Annotated in this window: 20 protein-coding genes, 1 other RNA gene and 1 pseudogene; 11 read left to right on the top strand and 11 right to left on the bottom strand. The window is 41.9% G+C overall.

The annotated features are described in order from the left end of the window. Positions 1–174 precede the first annotated feature (174 nt). The gene (locus I6E83_RS03695; RefSeq protein WP_197100022.1) at positions 175–987 is read right to left on the bottom strand and encodes an alpha/beta fold hydrolase; all 813 of its coding nucleotides are present in this window, start codon (positions 985–987) and stop codon (positions 175–177) included. 317 nt (positions 988–1,304) lie between these two features. On the opposite strand from I6E83_RS03695, the gene I6E83_RS03690 reads away from it, so the two are divergent. Then, on the top strand, positions 1,305–2,102 hold the full coding sequence (locus I6E83_RS03690) for an enoyl-CoA hydratase/isomerase family protein (RefSeq protein ID WP_197100021.1): 798 nt from the start codon (positions 1,305–1,307) through the stop codon (positions 2,100–2,102). Positions 2,103–2,367: 265 nt separating this feature from the next. On the opposite strand, the gene I6E83_RS03685 is transcribed toward I6E83_RS03690, so the two are convergent. From I6E83_RS03685 to I6E83_RS03660, 6 genes are all read right to left on the bottom strand, one after another. Then, positions 2,368–2,541, bottom strand: a complete 174-nt coding sequence (locus I6E83_RS03685) for a hypothetical protein (RefSeq protein WP_197100020.1) — start codon at positions 2,539–2,541, stop codon at positions 2,368–2,370. A gap of 269 nt (positions 2,542–2,810) precedes the next feature. Beyond that, positions 2,811–4,442, bottom strand: coding sequence for a long-chain fatty acid--CoA ligase (locus I6E83_RS03680; protein ID WP_197100019.1), 1,632 nt, complete (start codon positions 4,440–4,442; stop codon positions 2,811–2,813). Positions 4,443–5,182: 740 nt separating this feature from the next. Beyond that, positions 5,183–5,350 carry a hypothetical protein gene (locus I6E83_RS03675; protein ID WP_197100018.1) on the bottom strand — a complete coding sequence of 56 codons (168 nt, stop codon included), beginning with the start codon at positions 5,348–5,350 and terminating at the stop codon, positions 5,183–5,185. Continuing rightward, positions 5,351–6,097 carry a hypothetical protein gene (locus I6E83_RS03670; RefSeq protein WP_197100017.1) on the bottom strand — a complete coding sequence of 249 codons (747 nt, stop codon included), beginning with the start codon at positions 6,095–6,097 and terminating at the stop codon, positions 5,351–5,353. Between the two features lie 628 nt (positions 6,098–6,725). Further along, positions 6,726–7,084: a transfer-messenger RNA gene (gene ssrA / locus I6E83_RS03665) on the bottom strand. Between the two features lie 85 nt (positions 7,085–7,169). After that, positions 7,170–7,841 carry an alpha/beta hydrolase gene (locus I6E83_RS03660; RefSeq protein ID WP_197100016.1) on the bottom strand — a complete coding sequence of 224 codons (672 nt, stop codon included), beginning with the start codon at positions 7,839–7,841 and terminating at the stop codon, positions 7,170–7,172. A 174-nt stretch (positions 7,842–8,015) separates the two neighbouring features. Here I6E83_RS03660 and I6E83_RS03655 point away from each other — a divergent pair, with 174 nt between their 5' ends. The 4 genes from I6E83_RS03655 (at position 8,016) to I6E83_RS03640 (ending at position 12,795) form a co-directional block, all read left to right on the top strand. After that, on the top strand, positions 8,016–9,401 hold the full coding sequence (locus tag I6E83_RS03655) for a glycerophosphodiester phosphodiesterase family protein (RefSeq protein ID WP_197100015.1): 1,386 nt from the start codon (positions 8,016–8,018) through the stop codon (positions 9,399–9,401). 418 nt (positions 9,402–9,819) lie between these two features. Then, complete coding sequence (locus I6E83_RS03650) at positions 9,820–10,593, top strand: response regulator (protein ID WP_197100014.1); 774 nt, start codon at positions 9,820–9,822, stop codon at positions 10,591–10,593. A 54-nt stretch (positions 10,594–10,647) separates the two neighbouring features. After that, positions 10,648–12,465 (top strand): two-component system sensor histidine kinase CreC, encoded by a 1,818-nt coding sequence (gene creC, locus I6E83_RS03645; RefSeq protein WP_197100013.1) that lies wholly within the window; start codon positions 10,648–10,650, stop codon positions 12,463–12,465. Between the two features lie 99 nt (positions 12,466–12,564). Then, the gene (locus I6E83_RS03640) at positions 12,565–12,795 is read left to right on the top strand and encodes a hypothetical protein (RefSeq protein ID WP_197100012.1); all 231 of its coding nucleotides are present in this window, start codon (positions 12,565–12,567) and stop codon (positions 12,793–12,795) included. Between the two features lie 275 nt (positions 12,796–13,070). On the opposite strand, the gene aroC is transcribed toward I6E83_RS03640, so the two are convergent. Together aroC and prmB are read right to left on the bottom strand one after the other, a co-directional pair. Continuing rightward, positions 13,071–14,174, bottom strand: a complete 1,104-nt coding sequence (aroC, locus tag I6E83_RS03635) for a chorismate synthase (RefSeq protein WP_197100011.1) — start codon at positions 14,172–14,174, stop codon at positions 13,071–13,073. Positions 14,175–14,291: 117 nt separating this feature from the next. Beyond that, complete coding sequence (gene prmB, locus I6E83_RS03630; protein WP_197100010.1) at positions 14,292–15,455, bottom strand: 50S ribosomal protein L3 N(5)-glutamine methyltransferase; 1,164 nt, start codon at positions 15,453–15,455, stop codon at positions 14,292–14,294. A gap of 355 nt (positions 15,456–15,810) precedes the next feature. Between prmB and I6E83_RS03625 the strand changes: the two genes are divergently transcribed. After that, complete coding sequence (locus I6E83_RS03625; protein WP_181416248.1) at positions 15,811–17,160, top strand: L,D-transpeptidase family protein; 1,350 nt, start codon at positions 15,811–15,813, stop codon at positions 17,158–17,160. Between the two features lie 160 nt (positions 17,161–17,320). Here I6E83_RS03625 and I6E83_RS03620 read toward each other — a convergent pair whose 3' ends face one another. Beyond that, on the bottom strand, positions 17,321–17,533 hold the full coding sequence (locus tag I6E83_RS03620) for a hypothetical protein (protein ID WP_110922650.1): 213 nt from the start codon (positions 17,531–17,533) through the stop codon (positions 17,321–17,323). A 288-nt stretch (positions 17,534–17,821) separates the two neighbouring features. On the opposite strand from I6E83_RS03620, the gene I6E83_RS03615 reads away from it, so the two are divergent. From I6E83_RS03615 to I6E83_RS03595, 5 genes and pseudogenes are all read left to right on the top strand, one after another. Then, positions 17,822–19,585, top strand: a complete 1,764-nt coding sequence (locus I6E83_RS03615; RefSeq protein ID WP_110922649.1) for a TIGR00341 family protein — start codon at positions 17,822–17,824, stop codon at positions 19,583–19,585. Positions 19,586–19,858: 273 nt separating this feature from the next. Then, positions 19,859–22,531 carry an alanine--tRNA ligase gene (gene alaS / locus I6E83_RS03610; RefSeq protein ID WP_197100009.1) on the top strand — a complete coding sequence of 891 codons (2,673 nt, stop codon included), beginning with the start codon at positions 19,859–19,861 and terminating at the stop codon, positions 22,529–22,531. A 343-nt stretch (positions 22,532–22,874) separates the two neighbouring features. Beyond that, a complete protein-coding gene (locus tag I6E83_RS03605; protein WP_197100008.1) occupies positions 22,875–24,161 on the top strand; it encodes an aspartate kinase in 1,287 nt (428 codons plus the stop codon). Between the two features lie 405 nt (positions 24,162–24,566). Continuing rightward, positions 24,567–24,734 (top strand): annotated as a pseudogene (gene csrA / locus I6E83_RS03600) (carbon storage regulator CsrA); the annotation flags it as partial. A gap of 123 nt (positions 24,735–24,857) precedes the next feature. After that, positions 24,858–25,232: a HopJ type III effector protein gene (locus tag I6E83_RS03595; protein ID WP_110922646.1), complete on the top strand. Its 375-nt coding sequence runs from the start codon at positions 24,858–24,860 to the stop codon at positions 25,230–25,232. Positions 25,233–25,309: 77 nt separating this feature from the next. Here the strand turns inward: I6E83_RS03595 and I6E83_RS03590 are convergent, their stop codons facing one another. After that, positions 25,310–25,621, bottom strand: coding sequence for a YeaC family protein (locus tag I6E83_RS03590; RefSeq protein WP_197100007.1), 312 nt, complete (start codon positions 25,619–25,621; stop codon positions 25,310–25,312). Positions 25,622–25,756: the final 135 nt, after the last annotated feature.

Genomic DNA, 25,756 nt, shown 5'->3' with positions numbered 1-25,756 from the left:
AAGCCGCTATCATCGTTTGATAGCGGCTTTTTTATGCGAATTTTAACCCTAAGAATGAGGCTTTAATACACTATAATCAAAGAACTCTAAAATGGGTACAAGGCAGCTGACTGCAGATTGTACGAGTAGTACTTCTAAGAAGGATAACGCTATAGCGGTTTAGTATTTCACTGACTACACGCAATTTTCTAAAAACTGACTCATGACTCGGTTTACTTGCTCAGGTTCTTCTACAGATGACGTATGACCCGCACCTTTGATGATTGCTAGCTTTGATCCTGCAATCGCAAAATGCATACGCTCAGCCTTTACATAAGGGGTCGCTACATCTTCATCACCAACGATAATTAATGTAGGTGTTGTAATATCACCAAGCTGCTCATAAATGCCTTTACGCTCAATCACACCCATCGTTGCCTTAATCACACCACCTTTACGATTGCCTTGTAGCATCGTGAGCCATTGCTTGCGTTCTACTTTTCGCAGCTTGTCTGCCAAAAAAGTATCGCCAAACATAATAGGCATGAGTTTATTACTCACACGCTTGCTACCCAACCAACGAATGGCTTGGACAAGTTTACGATACTGCGGCATATTTTTAGGATCTTCAGGATCAGCAGACGTTGCTAATAAGGTAAGCGATAGCAGTAAATCAGGACGCTTAATTGCAACTCGCTGAGCGACAAAACCACCCATAGACAATCCTACAAAGTGACATTTATCAATACCAAGCGCAGCAATCAGGCCAAGTGTATCCTCTGTGAGCGCATCCATATCATAGCCAGACTTGGTAATTTGCGATTGACCTTGACCACGGAAATCAAAAGCAATACAGCGATAATCTGCTTGGAAATGTTTGACTTGTTCATCATATATTTGCGTACTCCACAGCAGACCGTGTGCAAATACCATGACCGGCTTTTGCACATCATTTGGTGCACTGTCTTCATAATAAATATCAGCATCATTGATTTTAGTGATTGGCATAATAACTTCCTTGTTTGATAGATAAGAGAGGCTAATATATCCCTCAGGATTTTAGTATCTTCATGAATAACCCCCTGACACAGCTTTTGGCATTTTAGCATAACCTATCGAATTTCGATGTGTCTTGAGCGCCCACAAAACCTACTTTTATAATCATGCCAAACTGCTATAGTAATATGCTGTCTACATCGTCAGTTCAATATAATTCAGATATAAGTAAGGCTAGTGAAAGTACTACAAAACGTAGATTTTGCGTATCTGACTTATATGTGATCGACCATAAGATACTTATAAAAACTTATACAAGGATAGATAACATGTCGCAGCCTTTAGTCGATTATCAAGTCGAACAGCATATTGCTACCATTACATTCAATGACCCAAAAAGCCTAAATGCTTTTGGTACGCCTCTAAAAAATGGCGTGTTAAAAGCACTTGCTGAGGCCGAGGCCGATGACCAAGTGCGTGTCATTATCTTACAAGGTGCAGGTGGCAATTTTTCTAGCGGCGGCGATATCAAAGAAATGCTGTCTGAAGGTCTAGATAAAGACATTATTTCAAGCAAGCTAAAAGGCATGGTGGAAGGTGCTGGAGAAGTCAGTTTAAAGTTGCGTAATATTCATAAACCTATTATTGCTAAGTTAGAAGGTGCAGTAGCTGGCGCAGGTATGAACTTAGCTTTAACTTGTGATTTCCGTATTGCGGCTGACAATGCCAAATTTGTACAAGCCTTTGTCAATATTGGCCTGATTCCAGATGCAGGCGGTATCTACTTGCTAAACCAACTGGTTGGCGCAGCCAAAACTACTGAACTAGTTATGTTGGGTGATAAGCTTAAAGCAGAAGATATGGCGCGCTTAAATCTAGTGAATAGTGTGGTTAGTGCTGATGAGTTAGACGCGAGCGTACAGGCTTTAGCAAACCGCTTAAGTCAGTTGCCAGGTAAAGCATTGGCTTCAATGAAACATATGCTCAACGTGCATGCTTTTATGGGGTTAAATGAAGCCTTAGATATGGAAGTTGAACAACAAACCATGATGGCGAAAACGGATGACTTTATCGAAGGTGTCACGGCCTTTGTAGAAAAGCGTAAGCCAGTTTATCAAGGTAAATAGTTTTATTATCTATAGTCAATCAACTATAAAGTCGGAATACCAGTTACTGACTTCTATAACAAACTAATTATTGAAAAATATTGGGATAACGAACTAAACAATAAAAAATCCGACCACTTGTAGTGATCGGATTTTTATTGTCTCAAGGTATTGAACACTAAGATTTATGACAGTTTTTATCGTTAACGTTTGCACCAAATCATTCTTATTTTATTTGTAGAGAACAATCTATATATCAATCATCTTTTTAAACTATTAGCATTTATTAGCTACATGATTTTTTAGACTGACTGATCTTTCCGTTTTTACAGACAAACTTAGCACCTTGGCAATGCGATATGCCACCCATCTTGCCAGAACAAGGCGTATTCTTTGCATTTGCCTGCATGACAGGCGCTAGCATAAATATAGAGATAAAAAATGCTGACCAAGTTCTCATAAATAAAAGCCTCAATAAATGAATAATATAAATTCGAACTATATTACTGTGACGTTCTTTTATCAATCTTTATTTAATCTACTTTCATCGATGAATACGAAACCTTAAAATAGTGTTTTTGCATTAACTTGTTTATTACTCAATGCACAAAAAACACCAAAAAAATAAAGGGCTAATAGTCTAAGACTATCAGCCCTTTATCATTACATTCATCTCTCAATACCAATTCACTGACTAAAAACCTTATATATTTATGCTGTCAAAATATACTACGATATAGCCAACAGGGCGTCGCCATGACTATCACGTAAGTCCTTTTTCACCATTTTTCCAGCACCATTAAGCAATATACTCTCTACAAAAATAACTTTATCTGGTATCTGCCAACTGGCTATTTTATCCTCATAAAAGCTCAGTACTTGCGCCTCGTCAATTTCTGAATCTTCTTCTTTTACAACGATCAATATTGGACGCTCGCCCCACTTTTTATGCTTTGCCGCAATGGCCGCTGCGATTTTGATTTCCGGATGTGCGACTGCGATATTCTCAAGCTCTACTGAAGAGATCCACTCGCCACCAGATTTTATCAAGTCTTTTGAACGATCACGGATATTCATGTAACCATCTGCGTCAATGGTGGCGATATCACCCGTGTCGAACCAGCCGTCTTCAGTGATGGCATCAGGGTTCTCTGTGTAATAGTCATTGATAATCCAGTGACCTTTAATCTGCAAACGACCCTGAGACAGACCATCTTCTTTTACGCACTTAGTCGGCTCATCAGTGTCTATCAAGCGTAGTTGAACGCCATAAGGCGGGCGACCTTGAGACTTGCGTAAATCATTAATTTCATCTTTACTCAGTGATTTATGCTTGGCTTTTATTTGATTCATCGTCCCAAGCGGACTGGTTTCAGTCATACCCCAGCCATGTACCGCATCGCAGTTGAAATCTTCTCTAAATGTTTTGATAACTGATGGCGGACACGCTGCGCCACCAACGATAGTACGCGTCATACTTTCAAGCTTACTGCCTTTAGATTTCGCGGCGGTCAATAGACTTTGCCAAATCGTCGGAACGCCTAGCGCAACTGTTACTTGATAATCATCAATGAGAGAGACCAGACTGTCACCGTCTAGATTGGGGCCAGGCAATATGAGAGAACAACCCGTTAATGCAGCAGCATAAGGAGTGCCCCATGCATTGACATGAAACATGGGTACTACTGGCAATAAAACATCTTGCGCAGATAGTGCTGAGACGTCAGGCATACATAATGCCATTGCGTGAAGTACAGAGGACCGGTGAGTATATAAAATACCTTTAGGATTGCCTGTTGTGCCTGAGGTATAGCATAAGGAGCTGGCAGTCGCCTCATCAAATTGAGGCCACTCAAAATCAGGAGAATGCGCTGCTAGCAACTCATCGAAGAAAAGTACATTCGGTAACTGCTCTACGACTTTTTCATCTCGAGCGCTCAAGCAAATAAAATGCTCGACGCCTTTGATATGTTCTTTAATTGCCATAATCAGCGGCAAAAACGTCACATCAAAGAACAATACGCGGTCGTCGGCATCGTTGATAATATAGCTGAGCTGTTCGGGGAATAATCGAGGATTGATAGTATGACAAACCATGCCACTGCCTGAAATCGCATACCACGCTTCTAAGTGACGATGATTATTCCAAGCCAACGTAGCGATTCGTTCTGAGGACTTTAACCCAAGTGTAGCCAGCGCATTAGCCAAACGTTTTGAATTATTTGACACGCTAAGCCAGTCAGTATGCGTTATCTGTCCATCGACTTCTTTCGATACAACCGCTGTATCACCATGATAGCGTGCAGCATGTTCAATAAGACCACTGATCAGCAATGGCTGATACATCATTTTTCCTAACATAGTACATTCCCTGTAGTTGTTTGAACGTCAGCTTACTCTTATTGGTATATCGTCTGATACTCCGAATAGGCCACAATTAAGAATAATCAGAATCATTGGTTAAAACAAGCAAATATTATGACCTCAATTGATGAAAAAATAATGTTTGCTCTCCTAGACTCCAGCTCTGAATAGTGACTTATGGTCATTTTAGATACAGACACCTAAAATTTAGACAAAAAAAATCCGACCACATTAAGTGATCGGATTTTTAATATTTGGTGGAGATGGCGGAAGCATAACTGAAACGCTACAGCCCTTTAAACACAAGGCATTGCGTCGATACAAAAAAGTCCGTGTGCTATATGTGTGTAGAGAATTTAATCCAAATTACCTGCTATCACAAATATAAATTTTAAAAATATATTAAAATTTTATTAATTAAGCCTTTCCAACACTACTCTCAATCCGACTTACTTATATAGTCAGTCCAAGTCTTAAGACTAAATGCTTGATCGTCATGGATAATGCTAGCTTTCACAAACGCGCTCAAAAATTGCTGAACAGGCCTGGTTACCATTTGTTATTTCTACCACCTTATGGCCTTGAACAGAACCCTGAGCGAGGATAAAGCAAAGCACTGCTTTGCCCGAGTAAGAGAAAAGTGGGCTCAAGCTAAGTTTCTACGACAAGAGTGGATGAAGAATAATTTACCAAAACTGTTTCATGATATAAAGTCTACTTCTTTTATCTTGGATTGACTATAGAGCAGCTGTAAATCTCAAAATAGAAGCACTATCTTGGTTCTTAGTGGCATTCTTAAGATCTTCAGTAGTACCTATTATGCCATTAGCATTACCCACACCTCCAGTTACTGTATTTGCAGCGTCTTTAGCCATTTCAAATGGATTTCCACTAATTGTACCCATTTAAGATTCCTTTTTTTCTGAGAGTTTTAGATATAGAACGAAAATTAACACACCTGATAAAATATAAAAAACACTACTGAGTAGCATGTATCTAATAGCCTTGCTACGAAACTGTATATAATGCTCTTTAGCTGAACGATAATTTAAATAAACTCTATCATCATTACGAATTTCATAGGCTAAGAGAAAATAACCTTGTTTAGAAGGTAATTGAAGATTCAGCTCAGTATATTTAATTTGAATCTTAGTTCCCTGAGGAACATATATTTCTTGTGGTCTAAAGCTATGATATGGGTAGTCGAAAACAAAGCTATATTTATTACTATCAGCATCATTTATTTTAATAATTTTGTTATGATCGACATCTTTTATAACTGTGCCACTAACGGTATCTAAACTAGACTCATCGACTGCAAAATTCATAAAATAGATATTAGTTGCTCCTAAGTTTTTAAATAAAGGAAGACCTATTAGTATAATTATAGGAAGCAAGGCAAAGCTAAACATATCATTAGTTGACCCAGCTAATATTTTATCTCGCCTTATTCTAGCAATACCTTCTGAGAGAATTAAGAATATAGATATATAGAAAGCAAAGCTTCCCAGATCCACTGCATATCTATACTTATAAGTAATAGCAAAAAAAGTAATAAAAATAATAATGTAATATATAAATCTATATTTATATAATTTTCCTGAATCTATATTTTGAAACACTCTTCTTTCTAATTTTTTTGAAAAACTCACTTATACGCCTCTTTTTTGTATTTATTTAAAATATGCTTAGCTATATGAGCTTGAAGTATGCTGAAATGTTGGAACTTAATGGTGATGGAGAAATCCTGTGGAGATTATCTCAGATGAAAAACAAAGTAAATTTATCATCAGTAATGCTTTTAAATTACTACTATCCTAAGCCAAATAGCGAATATAGTGTGAATTTAGAAGTTATGTACAATAAGGCGACTATATATCTAGGATTTAAGAATACTAACTCTTAATAGTTGGGATATGCATAGAAAGGTAATTTTATGAAATGACAAGCAAGCTATATGTGCAACTTGTAGCTGAGCATGAATATTATACGTTGATCGATATCCGTCATATGGGATTTGAAGTTTGCAGCGTGGCTATTGAGCGCAAACGTAGACCAAAGTAAAAATGTCACAACTTTATAAATTATGTTTTTTCTGTGTGTAAGACTGAATGCTATATGTGTGTATTGAACCTATATTAGTCATTAACTCTAATATACAACGTCTAAACTGAGCCCATATTAGAAGCAACAAAAAACCCTTTAAGCATTATACTTAAAGGGTTTTTTGTTAAAAACAATTTATTTCTAAATTGTTACTGGTTTGTTCTTTTATGTAAGTGGTGGAGATGGCGGGAGTTGAACCCGCGTCCGCCAGCATTACGCTCATGAATCTACATGTTTAGTTTCTGTCTTTAATTTTAGTCTGCACCGATCCGACAGTCAGGATGGATTAGCCGATTCTCTACTTTTGAACCCAAGCGATTGAGACAATCCCTTGTGGCGAGCCTACATGCGGACGCTTCAACTTAGTTGACCAACTGTAGGTGATCAGCAACTTAGTAAGCAGGGTTTATGCTGCTAGAGCGTAATTTTCGTCGTTTGCGACTATAACAATATATGTTGGATTAACGAGAGGACATATACTCTCGACATGCATCATTGAGTTTCATTACCAGCGTCGAAGCCAGAACATCCCCAATAAGGTCGACTATTATATAGTAGGTAGTGGGTAGGTTTCAACCTTTATAAACCCTGTATTACATTACGTTACAGCTCAGATGTCTAAGCAAGTACTGCGTTCAACCATGTACCAATCGCTTGAATCTGTGGCATACATACTTGATGCGCCATCGGATAAGTATGATATGCCACGTTATAGCCTTTATCAGACAATAATTGCTGTGCCTGCTCACCCAAAACAACAGGGACAACCGGATCATGACTACCATGTTCGATTAGAATTGGCATGTCTTTATTAGCAGCACTATAATCAATATTATCATTGGTCGCTAAGTAGGTAGAGAGCGTCATCAAACCAGCCAAACGCTTTGGATAGCCAAGTGCCACATGGTAAGCCACTGCCCCGCCCTGCGAAAACCCTGCAATAACGATATGCTCAGGAGAGACACCGCGCTCAACCTCACGGCTGATCAAATCATTGATTTGTTGGGCAGACTCTTCAATCTGAGCAACATCGATTTTACGTTCTAGACTCATCTCTAAAATATCGTACCATGCTGGCATGACCATGCCACCATTCACCGTCACCGCACGCTTTGTTGCATGTGGGAAAATAAACCGTACAGCCATATTATCAGCCAAGCCTAGCTGCGGTACCACAGGCTCAAAGTCATGACCACTGGCACCTAGGCCATGAAGCCAAATGACAGCACGGTCTATTTTTTTATTGGTAGGGTTATGCTCAACAATAACAGCGTCTAAATAGTCAGTCATGACTGATCCTTAATACAGTTTTAATAGTTTAGCTTTGAGAATTGGGAGTGAAATATTTTTGTAACAATCACTCGCCTGTCATTATCTTTTAAAAATAATCAGGTAACGTAAGGGATGGATAAATGACAGCAATATTGTACTTATTATTTCTCACTTTTTGTAGGGACAGTTTACATGACAATGTTAGATAATTCAGTGGCGACGCTCAATCAACTCAAAAAAACGCCATTTAAAACCGTTAAAACGGTCAGCATAGCCATAGCACTAGGGGCCACTTGCACCCTATCAATGGCAGCAGGCGATATACGCAATACCACATTGACTCAAACATCCAACCAGACCATTAAGCCATCACTAAAACAACTACCAAAAAACCTGCCTGCTAAGCCTCAAGCCTATACCTATGGTGTGCGGCCATTCTACTTGGTCAATGACATGGATGCAGGACCATTAAAAGACGAGTTGATGGCTTGTAGTGCGCAAACGCCTAGCAAAACCAACTTTTCTATCGCGCATCGCGGTGCACCGCTGCAATTACCTGAACACACTTATGATAGCTATGTCGCCTCAGCGCAAATGGGCGCAGGTATCTTAGAGTGCGATGTGGCTTTTACCAATGACGGTGAGCTGGTCTGCCGCCATGCACAAGACGATCTGCATACCACTACTAATATCCTTACTACCCCGCTGGCCAAACAGTGCACCGTACCGCCAATGATAGACGCCAACGGCCTGCTGACCAATGCCGATAGTATCGAATGCCGAACGTCCGACATTAGCGCAAGTGAATTCAAGACTCTGACAGGAAAAATGGATGCTGCGGATAAAACAGCCACCAATCTCAATGATTATATGAATGCAACGGCTGCATGGCGAACTGATTTATATTCACAAAACGGTCAAGTGCTCACATTAAAAGAACATATTAAGCTTGCTCAAAACCTTGGCATGAAGCACACGCCAGAGCTAAAAGCACCAGCCGTTACCATGCCATTTAATGGCTATAGCGTAGATGCTTATCGTCAGCAATTAATTGACACTTATAAAGACGCAGGCGTGGCTGCTAGTGACGTGTTTGCGCAGTCGTTTAATATCGAAGATGTAGATTATTGGATTAAAAACGAGCCTGATTTTGGTGCCAATGCTATCTATTTAATTGACGATAGCAATGAGACCGCAACTGGCAAAACCTTTGATAAAAATGATCCTAGCACGTGGAAGCACTCACTAGCCAACATAAAAGCGCGTGGCATTAAAACCATTGCTCCACCACCTTGGATATTAGTAACCACTGACGCAACAGGTAAAATGGTACCTTCCGCTTATGCCAAACAAGCCAAAGCACTTAATTTAGATATTATTACTTGGTCAATTGAGCGCTCAGGGCCGTTAGCAGCAGGTGGCGACTGGTATTATACTGACTTAGGCAAAGCCATTAATAATGATGGCGACATGATGACTTATATCGATGTGCTTGCGCAAGATGTTGGAGTAAAAGGTATTTTTTCTGACTGGCCCGCAACCGTTACGTACTACGCAAACTGTAAAGGTTTGAGCTAGGCCTTATTGAACATTTATAAATAACACCTACTAATAATCAAAAGGCCAACTGAGTCGCAACTTGGTTGGCTTTTTTATATGCTGAAGTATTGATACAGAGCTTGGTTCACAGATTGGCTCAAAGCCTGCTTTGAACCAATCAGTTAATCAACGACTGTCATATCAACACCGCGAAACGTGAAAACAATTAGCCTCTCATTTTTTCCATCAATTTTTCATCGCTTTTGACAAGCATTCACAAAATGCCTTGGGACTTTTATGCTAGGATAATCCCAACAACTTTGGAGTCTTTCCCTAACTCCAAATACAAACGGTATTTAGCAAAGTGGACACTGACAGTATCTATGCGATTGTTATCTATTAACCATCGCGTCAAGCAGCCATTTTTTACACATTTTTCTAAAATAAGTATACCGTCATGACTCATATTTTACTGGTAGAAGATGACCCCGCCATCGCGATGTCGCTCAAGGTCACCTGCAAGCGTGAAGGCTGGCAAATCACATGGTTAGACAATGCCAGTAGCGTACTGCCGATGCTACATAGTGAGGCCGCAAGCGATCTATCAGCCATTATTTTGGATGTTGGCTTGCCAGATGGCGATGGTCTCAGCTTGTGTCAACAAATACGTCATACACCTGATATTGATGCCCTAAAAGACATTCCTATCGTGTTTTTGACCGCACGTAGTGATGAGGTCGATCGTATTTTGGGCTTGGAGATGGGCGGCGATGATTACTGTGCCAAACCCTTTAGCCCGCGAGAGTTGGTCGCCCGCCTAAAAGCCATTTGGCGACGTGAGCAATTGCTGTCTCAACAGTCATCCGCTCCTACTAACTCAGTAGATAATGATAACCCGTCTAATAATATGACTGGGCAAGCACTAACGTTTGAATGTCAGTCTGGTATCTGGCATTACCAACCACTCAATTACTCATTGATGTGGCAAGAGCAAAAGCTAGAGCTGAGCAATACCGAGCGCAAAATCTTATTGACCTTATTACAAGCACCCAATCAAGTATTCAGTCGTGAGCAACTGTTAAATGCAGTCAGTGACTATCCGGATCATCGCTTGGCAAGAACGATAGACAGCCATATCAAGTCAATTCGTAAGCAGCTGGCTACCGTAGATACGAGCATCGATGTCATCCATACACACCGTGGATTGGGTTATGCGTTATGTCCTGCTTAGCTATATTTTACTTAGTACTGACTTTCTATAACTGCAAGCAACACTGATAAAAATATGACCAATAAAGCGAATGATATCGTTGATGACCACGCTAATAGCAGCGTTAGTCATCCTGCTCATGCCAATCAAAGTAACTGGTATGCAAAGTTACATCCTATTGGCACCGCGCAGCAAACGACTGAACCAAAACGACTGCTAAATCTAAGTATATTTTTTAGAATTTGGTTAGCCGTTGCGTTGGTATTAACCATTTGCGGTGTGGTTGTATTTACTCAGCTATTTGGCTATGTCAAACCGACAGCACAGCAAGTCATCGAAGACACGTTATTAGATACCAGTAAATTGCTCGCAGTAAGTTTGCAGGTACCATTATCATCTGGTCAGCTATATGAGGAGGCTTATCAAGCAAGACTGGATTCAGCATTTATCGGCACGCCAGCGACGAACAAAACCAGAGAGCCCGAATATAAAAATAAAAGCTATAGCAGTTTTCGGATATACGTCACAGACCATTCTGGCACGGTCATATATGACTCTCTGCCTTACCCTGACAACGATGAGGGGCAAGATTATAGTCGTTGGAACGATGTCTATTTGACTCTACAAGGTCAATATGGCGCAAGAAGTACCACGCGAGATCACAATCAGCGCGATGGCACGATCATGTATGTGGCGCAGCCTATAAAAGACGCCGCTGGCAATCTGATTGGTATCGTCAGCGTCGGTAAGCCTGTCGCTAGCGTATTGCCTTATTTGGATGATACGCGCAATCGTATGCTGATTACCGCGCTGTTCATGAGCATCGCTGCCCTGATGTTGGCAGGACTGGTAGCTTGGTGGCTTAAGCAAAGCATTACCTTGGTTACTCAATATACCAGCGCATTAGCTGAAGATACCAAAAAACCCTATTTTTACTTAGGTCATGAGCTTAATAGCCTGACAGATACGATTGAATCCATGAAGCATCGATTGGAAAATCGATCTTATGTGACCGATTACGTCCATACCCTCACCCATGAGTTGAAAAGCCCCCTAACCGCCATTCGTGCCAGCAGTGAACTGTTAGAGGATGATGGTCTCGATAGTAGCGCATTAGACATTGAAGATCGGCAGATGCTGATCCAAACTATCGGTGAACAAAGCATAAAAATGCAGCAGCTCATTGATCGATTACTGTTACTTGCCAAAATTGAACAACCGACTTTTAAGCTAAACCAGCAGCTAACGCCTCTATTACCGTTACTACAAACCCTTGCAAAAAATAATGCCGCTAAATTGCAGCAGCAGCTTTTAGCACCTATTGAAATCTATATCGATGATGCACGCTTCACTGACACCACAAGTTTACAGCCGAATATATTGGCAAATACCAGTGTTTTTTCTGATCAGTTCTGGTTGGTACAAGTGCTACAAAACGTATTAGATAATGCCATTCACTTTGCTGAGAGCACGGTCAATATTCATATTCACAATACAGTGCAGACAGTGACTATTGATATATTTAACGATGGCAAATTACTACCCGACTATGCCGTAAAGAAAGCCTTCGACCGTTATTTTAGTTTATCGCATCAGAGCCAAGCCACTTATAGCGCAGCAAGCCAGCCCAATCAGTCATCAGAGACACCACTCGATAAACACTCAATCGCAGAAACCAAAGCAGAGCAGCCTAACACGTCTGGCAACACTCTCAAAAAAGGCACTGGCCTTGGTTTAACGTTAGTAAAACAAGTGATCGAACACCATGGAGGTCATGTTGCGATTGACAACGTTCATAGCAATGAGGGTTCTGAAAATGGCGAGAATAGCGCTGTTAAATACCCACACTCTGGTGTGATGGTTAGCATTACACTGCCTTTAGCTCGCGAATAAAATTCATTAAACTTCCATCATTCCTACACAGGTTTTCTATCTTATTATCTTACGATAGCGTTATTCAAATTCGTAAGACAGATGAAGGATAGAAATACGATGCAACACACACTTATTACCAACCATCTAATTAATAACAAGCTTATCGAAAGTCAATTGATTGAGAGCTTGCTAGGTCATAGTCGTCATCATTGCGCACAGATTTTGTCAAATCAAAGCATCGATAGTATTGAGTTTGGACACTGGCTCGCTATTCCCAGTCAGCAGGTGTTATTGGTGTTTCGCCATCAACGGTGTGTGGCTATTGATGCTTACCAAATAGCGGCTTAAGCACTTATTCAACTTTACATCAGATAGTATAGTCAAAGAAATCTAAAACAGCTACAAGGCAGCCGACCGCAGATTGTACATATAGTACCTCTAGGGAGGGTAACACCGTAGCGGTTTAGTAGTTCGCTGACTATACCTACCAATTTAAGAACTTTTTACTCACCCATGAAAAAGCCCTGTGCTAACTCTAATCAGAAATCATTAGAGTCAGCGCAGGGCTTTTTCATCACGTTACGATAAAAATACTGGTACTGGTGTTGCTAATAACACTAAAGCTATGTAATCGACTCTACCGGCTGCTTTACATCGCCGTTTTGACCACGATGACGCAGGTAATGATCAAGCAATACAATCGCTAGCATGGCTTCTGCGATAGGCGTGGCACGTACACCAACGCACGGATCATGACGCCCTTTAGTCAGCATATCGATCGACTCACCTTGCGTGTTGATACTCTTGCCAGCGGTGGTAATACTAGACGTTGGCTTCAAAGCGATACTGACACGAATGTCTTGCCCTGATGAGATACCACCCAATATACCGCCAGCATGATTGGCAGTGAAACCGTCTGGCGTTAGCTCATCACGAGAGCTGTGACCGAACTGCCCAGCCACTGCCATACCATCACCAATTTCAACGCCTTTTACCGCATTAATACTCATCATAGCATGAGCAATATCAGCATCTAATCGATCAAATACTGGCTCACCAAGTCCGACAGGGACACCGCTTGCGATAACTTCTAGACGCGCACCGCAACTGGTGCCTTCACGGCGCAAGTTATCGATTAATGACTCAAAACGAGTCACCGCTTCTTTGTCAGCACAAAAGAATGGATTGCTATTTACGAATTCCCAATCAATTTGACTAGCATCTGTGACGTTACTGTATTCATTGCCAATCTGAGTCACATGACCACGGACTTGCACGCCTAGACGGTCTTGTAGATATTTCTTTGCAATAGCACCAGCCGCAACGCGCATCGCCGTCTCACGTGCTGATGAACGACCACCGCCACGATAATCGCGAAAGCCATATTTCATACTATAGGTATAGTCAGCATGACCTGGACGAAAAGTATCTTTAATCTCGCTATAATCTTTAGATTTTTGATTGGTATTACGAATCAGTAAACCAATAGACGTACCTGTCGTTTTACCTTCAAATACGCCAGAGATAATTTCAACTTCATCAGATTCACGGCGCTGAGTCGAGTACTTAGACGTGCCCGGTTTACGGCGATCTAAATCTACTTGCAAATCTTCTTCAGACAAAACCAAACCGGGTGGCACGCCATCGACGATAGCCATAAGGCCTGCGCCATGCGACTCTCCACACGTAGTGACAGTGAAAACCTGTCCGATACTATTGCCTGCCATATCTATCCTTAAATAAGTAAACGCAACTTATGCTTATTTTATCAATCGTTTGTGACTGTGACGAAAATGACCGATTGTTATGATAATCAGTACCTAGTCACGACCCATATTTGACTATTAAATGCTATCTAATAGCTGTACATAAGAGGCAAATAACTGACGATGGGTCATGAGCTCATCATAGGTAATCGCAAAAACACCATGACCGCCGTGGGCAAATTTCAACCAGTCAAGCTGGATTTCAGGATAGGCTTGTTTTAACGCCCATTCGCTATCGCCCACTTCGCAAATTAGCAGACCTTCAGGGCTTAGATAGTCTGGTGCTTCAAACAAGATACGATGCACCAAGTCTAAGCCATCTTGACCAGCAGCTAGTGCATGCTCAGGCTCATATAAAAACTCAGGTGGCAAGTCTGCCATGATGGCCGCATCAACGTACGGTGGGTTGGTAACGATGAGCTCATACTGGTTTTCAGTAGGGATTTTCGCAAACAAATCTGATTCAATCACATTGACCTGATGACCAAGATCATGATGATCGACGTTGACCATCGCTACTTCCAGCGCACCTTTATCGATATCGACAGCATCAACCAGTGCATCTACGAAACGGGTCGCAAGCGCGATAGCAATACAGCCAGAACCGGTACACATATCCAAAATACGCTCAGGCTGCGACAGTTGCTTGACGTCTAAACCATGATCGTAAAACGCTGCGCCTTGCTCATTAGGACTAATTCCTAACGGCTTAGCCAATTCAGTCACCTCAAAGTAAGGATGAAACTGCTGACGTATCAATTCTGCTATCGGTGAACGTGGAATCAAAACACGCTCATCGACATAAAAAGGCAAGTCACAGAAGTATGACAAGTTAATCAAATAACTGAGTGGCTTACGTTCAGCGATGCGCTCTTCTAGCAGGCTTAGTACCAACTGTTTCTCTGAAGTCGTCAAACGACAATCAAGAATTTGCTCATTCGCTGACCAATCTAGAGACAATGAATGTAATACAATGGCAGATGCCTCTGCGAATTCATCGGTAGTACCTTGGGCGACAACCACATCATAATTGCGTAGTTGAGTCACTGAAAAACGAATGAAATCGCGAATACTGACGAGCTGCTCTCGCGCTTCTTCTAGCTCTGCATGCAAATTGGCAAATTGATCGTCCTCACCGAGAAGCCCAGACTCCAAATCAAACGCCATATTATCTTCTAGACTATCGTCATTGAAGTACTGGTTTTGAAACTCTTCTGCGCTCATTGTTTGGTCTTCTGACATATCATACCTTGCTGATTACATGTTCGTTGACGACATGTGGGTGGGTTAAATCGCTTCTAATAAAAGCCGATCTATTAATTAATATTCTAATTATACATTATAGACATAAACACTAAGTAGCGCCAATATTTGCATTTTTGTGTTTGTAGAGATAATAGGAAATATAATTAACTTCAGTTATATCATGAGCTACTACCCTATCTAAACTCTCGCTCAGTTATTACCCAACTGTAGTGAATACGTCAGCAGTTGACGTTTGGCAAGCATTAAGTGAAAAAAGATGTGTCTAAAGTTTGCGAAGCATCCAAATTATGCGCATAATAGCCACATTAGTACCAACTACAAGTGATTCAACATGATGAAAATAAAGCCTATTATTACTGCTATTTCTATCGCTGCTGTCAGCGTTAGTGCCATTGCTGCCACTGCCGATACGACTCGCACATTGCCAGTACGTACAGCGGATTCGCTTGCGAAAAAAGTTAGCCTCAATGTGCAAGAAAATCGCAGCAACTCGTTAGACAGTCGTACAGCGACTGACAACATGACGCAGCTAATCGATTCAAAACAAGCACCGAAAGCGGCGGCGCCTGATAATATGAGCGCAGCTGAGCTGATGCGTAAAGATGAGCAGGCTGACCGTACTGACGATATAAGCGAAGGTCAAGCGGTTGCTGCTCCTAGCAACCTGGCATCGATCGATTCATCTGACCCACTTTCTTTTGAATTGCCTGAGAACGAAAAACGTCAAGACTTCAGTGATGACCCTACCATCAAAAATATCGAAGATAAAGATGGTAAAAGACACACTACCTTGAACCTATCAAACTATGCCAAGCAAGTGAATAGTTCTGTCTGGTCACCAAACATGAAAGTCAACTCAGCGATGACTATCAAGATGCAGGCGTTACTGGATTGGAACCATGCGTCTCCTGGTCCTATCGATGGTGGATGGGGTATGAACAGTAAAAAAGCCCTTATCAACTTTCAAACCATGAAAGGTTTGACTGCTAACGGTAAAATGGACCAAAAAACATGGGATGCTTTGATCAAAAACATTCCTGCTAATAAGCCTGTACTGGTCACCTATACGCTGACTAAAGCAGATCTTGATACCAACTTTGCGACTACTCCTTCTGGTTCAGAAGCCAAGTCAAAAATGAAAGGTTTGTATTATCAAGACATCAAAGAGATGCTCGGCGAACGTTTCCACATGGACGTACGCTACCTTGATAAGTTGAACAAGAACAAAGAATACAAAGTTGGTGAAACCATCACAGTATTGAACAACCGTGGCGAGCTTAACCAACGTATCAACCGTATTGTTGCTAACAAAGCAGACCAAACCCTGTATGCATACAATGGTGACAAACTGGTTGCTACCTATCCGACGACTGTCGGTAGTGCTGCTACACCATCACCAAAAGGTACGTTCAAGATCATCAATAAAGTAAAAATGCCTTGGTATAAGTCAACAGTCGGCGAAGGTGCTCAAAAGAAAGTGCATATGATCGCACCAGGACCAAATAATCCAGTAGGCGTTGTTTGGATGGGATTGTCTAAACCTTCTTATGGTTTACATGGTTCACCAGTACCTGAAGGCATCAGTCGTCAAGGATCAGCAGGTTGTGTTCGTTTGACCAACTGGGATGTGCTAGAGGTTTATGCAAACGTTGAAAATGGCGCAGTAGTTGAACTTCAATAACGCTTCACTATTATAGTTACTAAAAAAGACCTTGAAATATATCAAGGTCTTTTTTATGGTTGAACATAAATGATGGTTGAATATCCTCAAGATATCTTAAAGCGTGTTAAACATTCAATCGTGGCGCTGACAGAGACTATCTGTGAGTGTTCAAAATGCCCTACACTTTATACCCTTCCTCATTGCCAGTAATACTACCGACTTTTTTGGTAAAGAATAATCCTGCTGGGATAGATACCAAAATTCCCAACGCGACTGCTATTTGCACATGCAATATCTCATTAAAACCTGTTACTAACGTGGCAACTATAAACACACCAATGGTAACGGTTGCTGCTATTGAATAAATGACAGAAAATAATGGCCAGTTCATAAGATACTCCTTACTTTTATTGTGGATATAGTACCTTTATACACTAAACCCACATTAAAAGTAAGTATTTAATATAGACCCATAGAATAGCCATAACAGATGATTCAGAGCAAAAGCCATGTTAATATTAAGGTTTTGTTCTGGTAGTCTCAATATCATAAATATTACCTTTCAGCTATTATCAGTTACCGACTAACTTCCCTTCTTGTTCGCAAAAAACTCATATACCTTCCTCCATTTATCATTACAATAACGACTTTCTTTTACTTTTTAAGAAAGCTACTTGCTATGACCTCATCTGAAGAAAAATCGTCTAATAACACGAGCGCTACCAAAGACTCATTAGCGATGACTAAGCCTGAAAAAGAACACGCTATAGTAGCGAATGAGACTGATAACTCTGAGCCAGACATCACTGCAAAAAATGCTGAATCTTCAGAGTATTTAGAGCATCATGACGAAAATGAATCCGATAAGGACATGGCAGATACACAAAATCCTGACGCAAAAGTAATCATAGAATCGATCAGTCCAGATGTAGCAGTTGCGACATTAGAGACACCTGATACCACAACCTCTGAATCCGACACCTCTGATGATAAATCACAGCCTTCTCCTGAAGACCTAACATCAGAGACTGAAATAGATTCAAATAGCACTGATTTTGAGAGTGCTAACTTAGCGAACTCTGAAGCTACAAAAAGAATTCAAGATGATGATGACAGCACTAAGCAAGCCTCTCAAGAAGAAGCTGACGCTGAAGTAACCGTTTCTGATAGTGATATAGAAGACCGCTCGCTAAAAAATAATACGAATACAGAGCAGTTAGTCAACGAATCAACAAACGCTATTGCAAATAAGCCTGAAACTGGCACAAAACAAGATGGTCAGAAAAATATAGAGGATACTGTAAAAGACGAGGCTAACGATCAAGAAGCACAAGAGGAAGAAGTTAAAGAACAAAAAGAGGCCAAACTAGAATCTTATAAACAGTTTGTTGCCGAGCAATTTAGCAATCAAAAAGTAGATTATCCAGAAGTCCGAGTAAGAATTGAAGCCAATGCGCTGCCTAGCAAAATGTATTTCATCATGAACATACTGTCTGCCATTATCGCCAGTTATGGACTGGTGACCAACTCAGCAGCGGTGGTCATTGGAGCTATGTTAGTGGCCATGATGCTAGGACCGATTACTGGTGTCGCATTAGCCATTATTGATCATCGTATGCCGCTACTGCGCAGATCGCTCATCACCATGCTCATCGGCGTATCATTGGTGATATTGGTTGGCTTTATCGTGGGGTGGCTACACAAAGATCAGCCTTTAACAGCAGAAATACTGTCCCGTACTCAGCCAACATCCATGGATTTGATGATTGCTCTAGCAGGTGGTACTGCTGGTGCTTATGCGATGGTCTCGCCGCACCTCTCGGTTGCCGTTGTGGGCGTAGCCGTTGCCACAGCACTGGTGCCACCACTGGCTGCTAGTGGTATTTTATTGGCTAATGGTGAGCTACAGCTCGGACTCGGTGCGTTTTTATTAGCCATCACCAACATTATTGCGATTCAATTTACCAATGCCTTAGTGCTTTGGCTGCTAGGGTTCCGCCGTTTGGTTGATGACGATTATAAATCAAACACCTACTTAACTTTTTTGCGACGTAACGCTGTGACTTTATTATTGCTAGGCGGCTTGGGTACTTATTTAACTATCAATCTACAGACCAATGCAAAACAGCAAGTGTTTGAGAGTAGCGTTAAAGAAACCATCAATAGTTACTTCATTGATAAGGGCAACGTGCTAACCAATACCCAATTCGAAACTGTCGATGACAACCAAGTCGTACGTGCTGTTATTCGCGGGGAAACAACGCCTAGCTCATACGATGTCCGTCAAATTGAATTAGCGATTACCCAAGATATGGCGACAAACTTTCCCAAATATTTACCCATTAAACTACAACTGCGCTACTTGCCAGTACAGGTGATTGAATCCAATCCATTGATACAAGATAGATTGGACGAAACTGATGCAGCGATTTTGACCAACTAATTCATTTGCGAGCCAGATTTTGTAATGCTTTAAAATACTGGCTATGGTCGTCTCAAGATAATTTGGATACAATAATGAAGGCAAGTGAAAGCACTACGACTAGTAGAATTAGCAATCCTGACGCGCTATCTGGTTGATATAGTATTGACTATATCCACAGAATAACCCTGCAGTTGTAACTCTTGTACCAAGAGCTTGGGCGTTTGTGCTAAAATCGCTTGCAAAATTATTTTACTTCATCTACTCAATTCTATCCGTCAGTAAGGAGCCGCTGTGAGCCAGCCATTTCGCTCAGCCGATATTCGCCAAGCCTTTATCGATTTTTTCATAAGCAAGCAGCACACTACAGTCCCATCGTCTAGTCTGATTCCGCATAACGATCCGACATTACTATTTACCAATGCCGGTATGAATCAGTTTAAAGAGACATTTTTGGGCATGGAGCCACGTGACTATACACGTGCTGTGTCCTCGCAAAAGTGCGTACGTGCTGGCGGTAAACACAATGACTTAGATAATGTTGGCTACACTGCCCGTCATCATACGTTCTTTGAGATGCTCGGTAACTTCTCGTTTGGCGATTACTTTAAGCAAGCCGGTATTGAGTATATTTGGGAGTTTTTGACATCGAGTGACTGGTTAGGAATTGATAAAGACCGTCTCTATGTCACCATCTATGAAACCGATGATGAAGCCTTTGATATTTGGAACAAGAATATCGGCATCCCAAGCGATCGTATCATTCGTATTGGTGATAACAAAGGTGCGCCGTATGCGTCAGATAACTTTTGGACGATGGGCGACACTGGTCCTTGTGGTCCTTGTACCGAAGTCTTTTATGATCATGGTGCAGATATCGAGGGCGGCCTACCAGGCACACCTGAAGAAGATGGCGACCGCTATATCGAGATTTGGAACTGTGTATTTATGCAGTTCAACCGTCAAAAAGACGGTACGCTATTACCACTGCCAGCACCTAGTGTGGATACAGGCATGGGTCTTGAGCGTATTAGTGCGATCATGCAAGGCGTCCATGGCAACTACGAGATCGATTTGTTTATCCATTTGATGGATGCAGCAGCTGAGATTTTAGAGATTGATAATGAGCAGCAATCATCATTGAAAGTCATCGCTGATCATATTCGTGCCGTTGCCTTTTTGATTGCTGATGGTGTTACACCAAGCAATGAAGGCCGTGGCTATGTGCTACGCCGTGTGATCCGTCGTGCGGTGCGCCATGGTAACAAGCTGGGTGCAGATGGTGACTTTTTCTATAAGATGGTCGCACCATTGGTTGCTGAAATGGGCCACGCCTATCCTGAGCTAAAAGACAAGCAAAGCGCTATTGAAAATGCCATTCAAAAAGAAGAGACACAGTTTGCTAAGACACTAGCGCAAGGGCTGCGTTTGCTTGCCAGCGAGCTCGAAGGGTTGCAAGATGGTGACACGCTATCTGGTGAAGCAGCCTTTAAGCTGTATGACACTTATGGCTTCCCACTTGATTTGACCGCTGACATCACTCGTGAGCGCGGTATCGTTATCAATGAGGCTGAGTTCGATGAGCACATGCAAGCACAACGTGAGCGTGCGCGTGATGCTGGTAAATTCGACGTCGATTATAGCAGCGTCATTCAAGTAGAGACGCCAACGACCTTTATCGGTTATGAGCAACTTGAAGAAGAAGGCGTAACGATTGATGCGCTTTATCAAGACGGCAATTCGGCAGACAGCTTGAATGAAGGTATGGAAGGTGTTGTTGTGCTTGACCGTACCCCATTTTATGCCGAAGGTGGTGGTCAGGTTGGTGAGCTGGGTGAAATTCGTACCGCATCTGGTGTCTTTGAAGTTCAAGATACCAAAAAATCTGGTCAAGCCATTATCCACTATGGTGTTGTCACCATGGGTGAGATTAACGCCAAACAAACGGCTGATGCGCAAGTACTCTCTAGTATCCGTGCCGCCAGTGCCAAAAACCACTCGGCTACTCACCTGTTACATGCCGCGCTAAGAGAAGTATTGGGTGATGAGGTTACGCAAAAAGGCTCACTAGTATCAAGCGAAGTATTACGTTTTGATTTCTCTTATGACAGACCCGTTAGCATTGCTGAAATCAGCCGTATCGAACGTCTCGTCAATGAGCAAATTCAAGCCAATACCCCTGCCCGTATCGAGAACATGTCGATTGATGAAGCCATGAAAAACGGTGCAATGGCGCTGTTTGGTGAAAAGTACGGCAGTGACGTTCGCGTGCTTACCATGGGTACAGACAGTATCGTAGATGGTCAACGCAAGCCCTTCTCTATCGAGCTGTGTGGCGGTTTGCATGTACAGCGTACTGGTGATATTGGCCTGTTGAAAATCACGAGCGAGTCAGGCATTGCTGCTGGTATTCGCCGTATTGAAGCCGTTACTGGTATGAATGCGGTCAAAAACATTCAGCAAAGCGAGCAACAATTAAGCGAGCTTGCAAGTCAGCTTAAAGTAAAACGCCCGGAAGTTGCACAGCGTGTACGTACCATGGCAGATAAGCAACGCGATCTAGAAAAACAATTAGAACGCCTGCAACAAAAAATCGCCAGTGCCCAAGCAGCCAACTTACTTGATGACGTGCAGACTATCGCAGGTACGCCTGTACTTATCAGCATGTTAAGCGGTGTCGATGGTAAGTCAATCCGCACGCTGATGGACGATATCAAATCGAAACTTCCAGACAGTGTGATTGTATTGGTGGGTGATAAAGACGATCAGTTAGCCCTAGCAGCCAGTGTGGCGAAATCTGTCACAGCCAAAGTAAAAGCGGGTGATATCATTCGTCACTTGGCAGGTGAGCTGGGTGGTAAAGGTGGCGGTAAGCCTGACTATGCTCAAGGCGGCGCACCAAAGTCTGGCAACAGTGCAGCAGTCATTGATGCACTACCTGCTTGGATTGCAGAACAGCTTGGCTAAGCAGTAAGCTGAGCGAAAAGCTGTATGATCAAATGTACAATACGTGATTGGTTATAACCATTATAACCAATCGCCATACATCTAAGCCGCACTAGCACTTAACGTGGTGACGTAGATATGATATAAAGGTCAACGTTTGAACACATTGTTCATTCATTGACTGCTAAGCACTATTGAATAATAAGTACCATTAAATACAAGCACCATTGAATAAATGAAAGGCATAGGGCGCAACTCTTATAATACGGCTTTGTCTATGCAAACATTGATTGAGCGTCACATGGCGACATTGGCTCTCATTGATGATAACAAAAGGCCATTAATGAATAATAGGTAGATTTTTATGGCGTTAATAGTACAGAAATACGGCGGCACCTCGATGGGCAGTATCGACCGCATCAAAAACGTCGCCAAACGAGTCAAACGCTGGCATGACAATGGTCATCAAGTGGTCGTTGTGGTGTCTGCCATGAGCGGCGAAACCAACCGTTTGATCGATCTGGCTCGCCAAATTAGCACTCAGCCTGATCCTCGTGAATATGATCAAATGGTCTCAACAGGTGAGCAGGTTTCTATCTCATTGCTCGCGATGGCGATTAAAGAGCTTGGTATCGGTGCTCGTTCATTTACTGGCCGTCAAGTCGCGATTAAGACGGATAGCGCCCACAATAAAGCCCGTATCGAAAGCATCGATGATAAAAATATTCGCGAGCAATTAGATGCTGGTAATATTGTCATCGTCGCAGGCTTCCAAGGTATTGATGATGAAGGCAACGCGACCACATTAGGGCGCGGTGGCTCTGATACTACTGGTGTCGCTATTGCGGCTGCTTTGGGCGCGGATGAATGTCAAATCTATACTGATGTTGATGGCGTCTACACCACTGACCCTCGTGTCACCTCAAAAGCTAAGAAACTTGAAAAAATTACCTTTGAAGAAATGCTTGAGATGGCAAGTCTTGGCTCTAAGATTCTACAGATTCGTTCAGTAGAGTTCGCGGGTAAATATGGTGTGCCTTTGCGTGTACTATCTAGCTTTGATGAAAACACAGACGGTAGCTTTGACCAAGAATTTCAAGACAATGTCGGCACCTTAATTACGATAGACGAAGGAGATAGTATGGAACAGGCAATCATCTCAGGTATCGCCTTTAACCGAGACGAAGCAAAAATTGTAGTGCGCGGTGTACCTGACCACCCTGGTATTGCCTCTGCTATCTTGAGCCCGATTGGACGCGCCAATATCGAAATCGATATGATCGTACAAAACCTTTCGACCAATGGCACAACCGACTTTACTTTTACTGTCAATCGCTCTGATTTAGACAAAACCATGAAAGTGCTGAATGAAGAAGTCAAAGACGAGATTGGTGCAAAAGAAGTCTTAGGTAATAGTGAAGTCGTCAAAGTCTCACTAGTGGGTGTTGGCATGCGCTCGCACGCTGGCGTCGCTAGTCTTATGTTCCAGACGCTCGCTGAAAACAACATCAATATCCAAATGATATCGACCAGCGAAATCAAAGTCTCTGTACTGATTCAAGACCAGCATTTAGAAAAAGCGGTTAAATCACTACATACCGCATTTGGTTTGGATCGCGAAGATGGCGAAAGTAAAATCGCTGGGCTATAATAGCCATCTATAATCCTGATGTGTTCTTTATAGTGGTTGGACTATTATTTTAATTAACAGTAATAGATTTGGCTGGCGCAGTTAGCACTCATGGGTTACTAATAACAGTCAATAATACGTTCAATTAAATAGGGTCTCTTGAGATCCTATTTTTATTTTTTATTATTGCTGACGTTAGTAGTTACCTAATAGTTTTGTGAAAACTCGTGACAGTCTCTGCCATGCCCCCTATAATGGGCTTTCATTTGGGCTAAATGAATCTACCTATCATTGCCGCCATTGGCACTACGCTAATTATTTTAGTTATGCCGATATATAGTATGTTTAATACTGCGGTGATGTCCTGCAATTGAGAAGTAATCTAATGAGTAATAATTTGTTGATGCGACATAAGGAGTGTGACGCATGTTAATTTTGACACGCCGCGTGGGCGAAACGCTAATGATTGGTGATGAGGTCAGTGTGACTGTCCTAGGTGTCAAAGGCAATCAAGTACGTATCGGTGTAAATGCACCTAAAGATATTGCCGTACACCGCGAAGAGATTTATCAACGTATTCAGCATGAGCGTTCTGTACAGTCGCAAATGCAACATCTTGAGCAAGGCAGTTTTGCGCCTTCTTTCGATGATGAAGACTATTTTAATCGCTAATCGATATATTTTCACTTTTCTAATCTGCTCTGAGGTCATTTATTTATGAGTATTCGCCAATCAGACATATCGGCTCTACTTAATGGTTTGAACAAAAAAGCCATTGGATTCAATGATGTCATCAGTTTTATTGATGATTTTTATCGCTATGCACCTGCCCCTTTTGTTAATGGCATGGTACATAATGCAGCTGGTGAAAACGAAGGCAGTGCAAAGATTTTTGGCTTTGCTAAGCTCCATGGCCTTGATCAATTAGACACGCTAAAACTATTCGGTGAGCATTATGCCAAAGTTCAAGCAACCCCTAATGGTACCGATCATGCCAATATTCGTAATTTTTTACATTGGGGTTGGCAAGGGTTTTTGATGCAAAAAAACCCACTAACCGTGCGCCCTAGCGTTGATACGACTGCACTTTAATAAATCGTCAAGCAATAAAAAAGCCACGCTATATATAGCGTGGCTTTTTTATTGTGATTCACATCGATAATAAATGCTTATTTATCACGAAATTTGACGGGTTGCACGGCCCCTTTAGGATTCGGCATATTAGGATAATGATGCTCATGCTCAACATCACATTCTGCCCCAACGACAGACCCATCGTCTTTTACTGGTTTATGAATGTAGCCAGTACGCTCAGAAGGTGGTAGGTGCTCATGCTCCCAAACCATGATGGCTTGCATACAAGTTTCACGCTGTTCAGCGGTTAGCTTACGACCATCAGGCCATTTGCCTATCTCAATCGCCATACGAAACTTATCAGCCACTTCTGGCGTCAAACTTGCCAATATTGTTTGCTTATCCATCTTATCTACTCTCCACTACTATTTTTTATAGCATATTTTAGGGCCTGTTGAACATTCACAAATAGGCACTGCTGATGACTAAAGCTATTCCAGACAAGGCGTAAAGCGACGGTAATGCTCGTTGCCTTAACAAGC

The sequence above is a fragment of the Psychrobacter sp. SZ93C1 genome (assembly GCF_015864635.1).
GTDB classification, from domain to species: Bacteria; Pseudomonadota; Gammaproteobacteria; order Pseudomonadales; family Moraxellaceae; genus Psychrobacter; species Psychrobacter fozii.
Note: the sequence above shows the minus strand (reverse complement) of the source record. Positions and strands in the feature narration are given on the sequence as shown.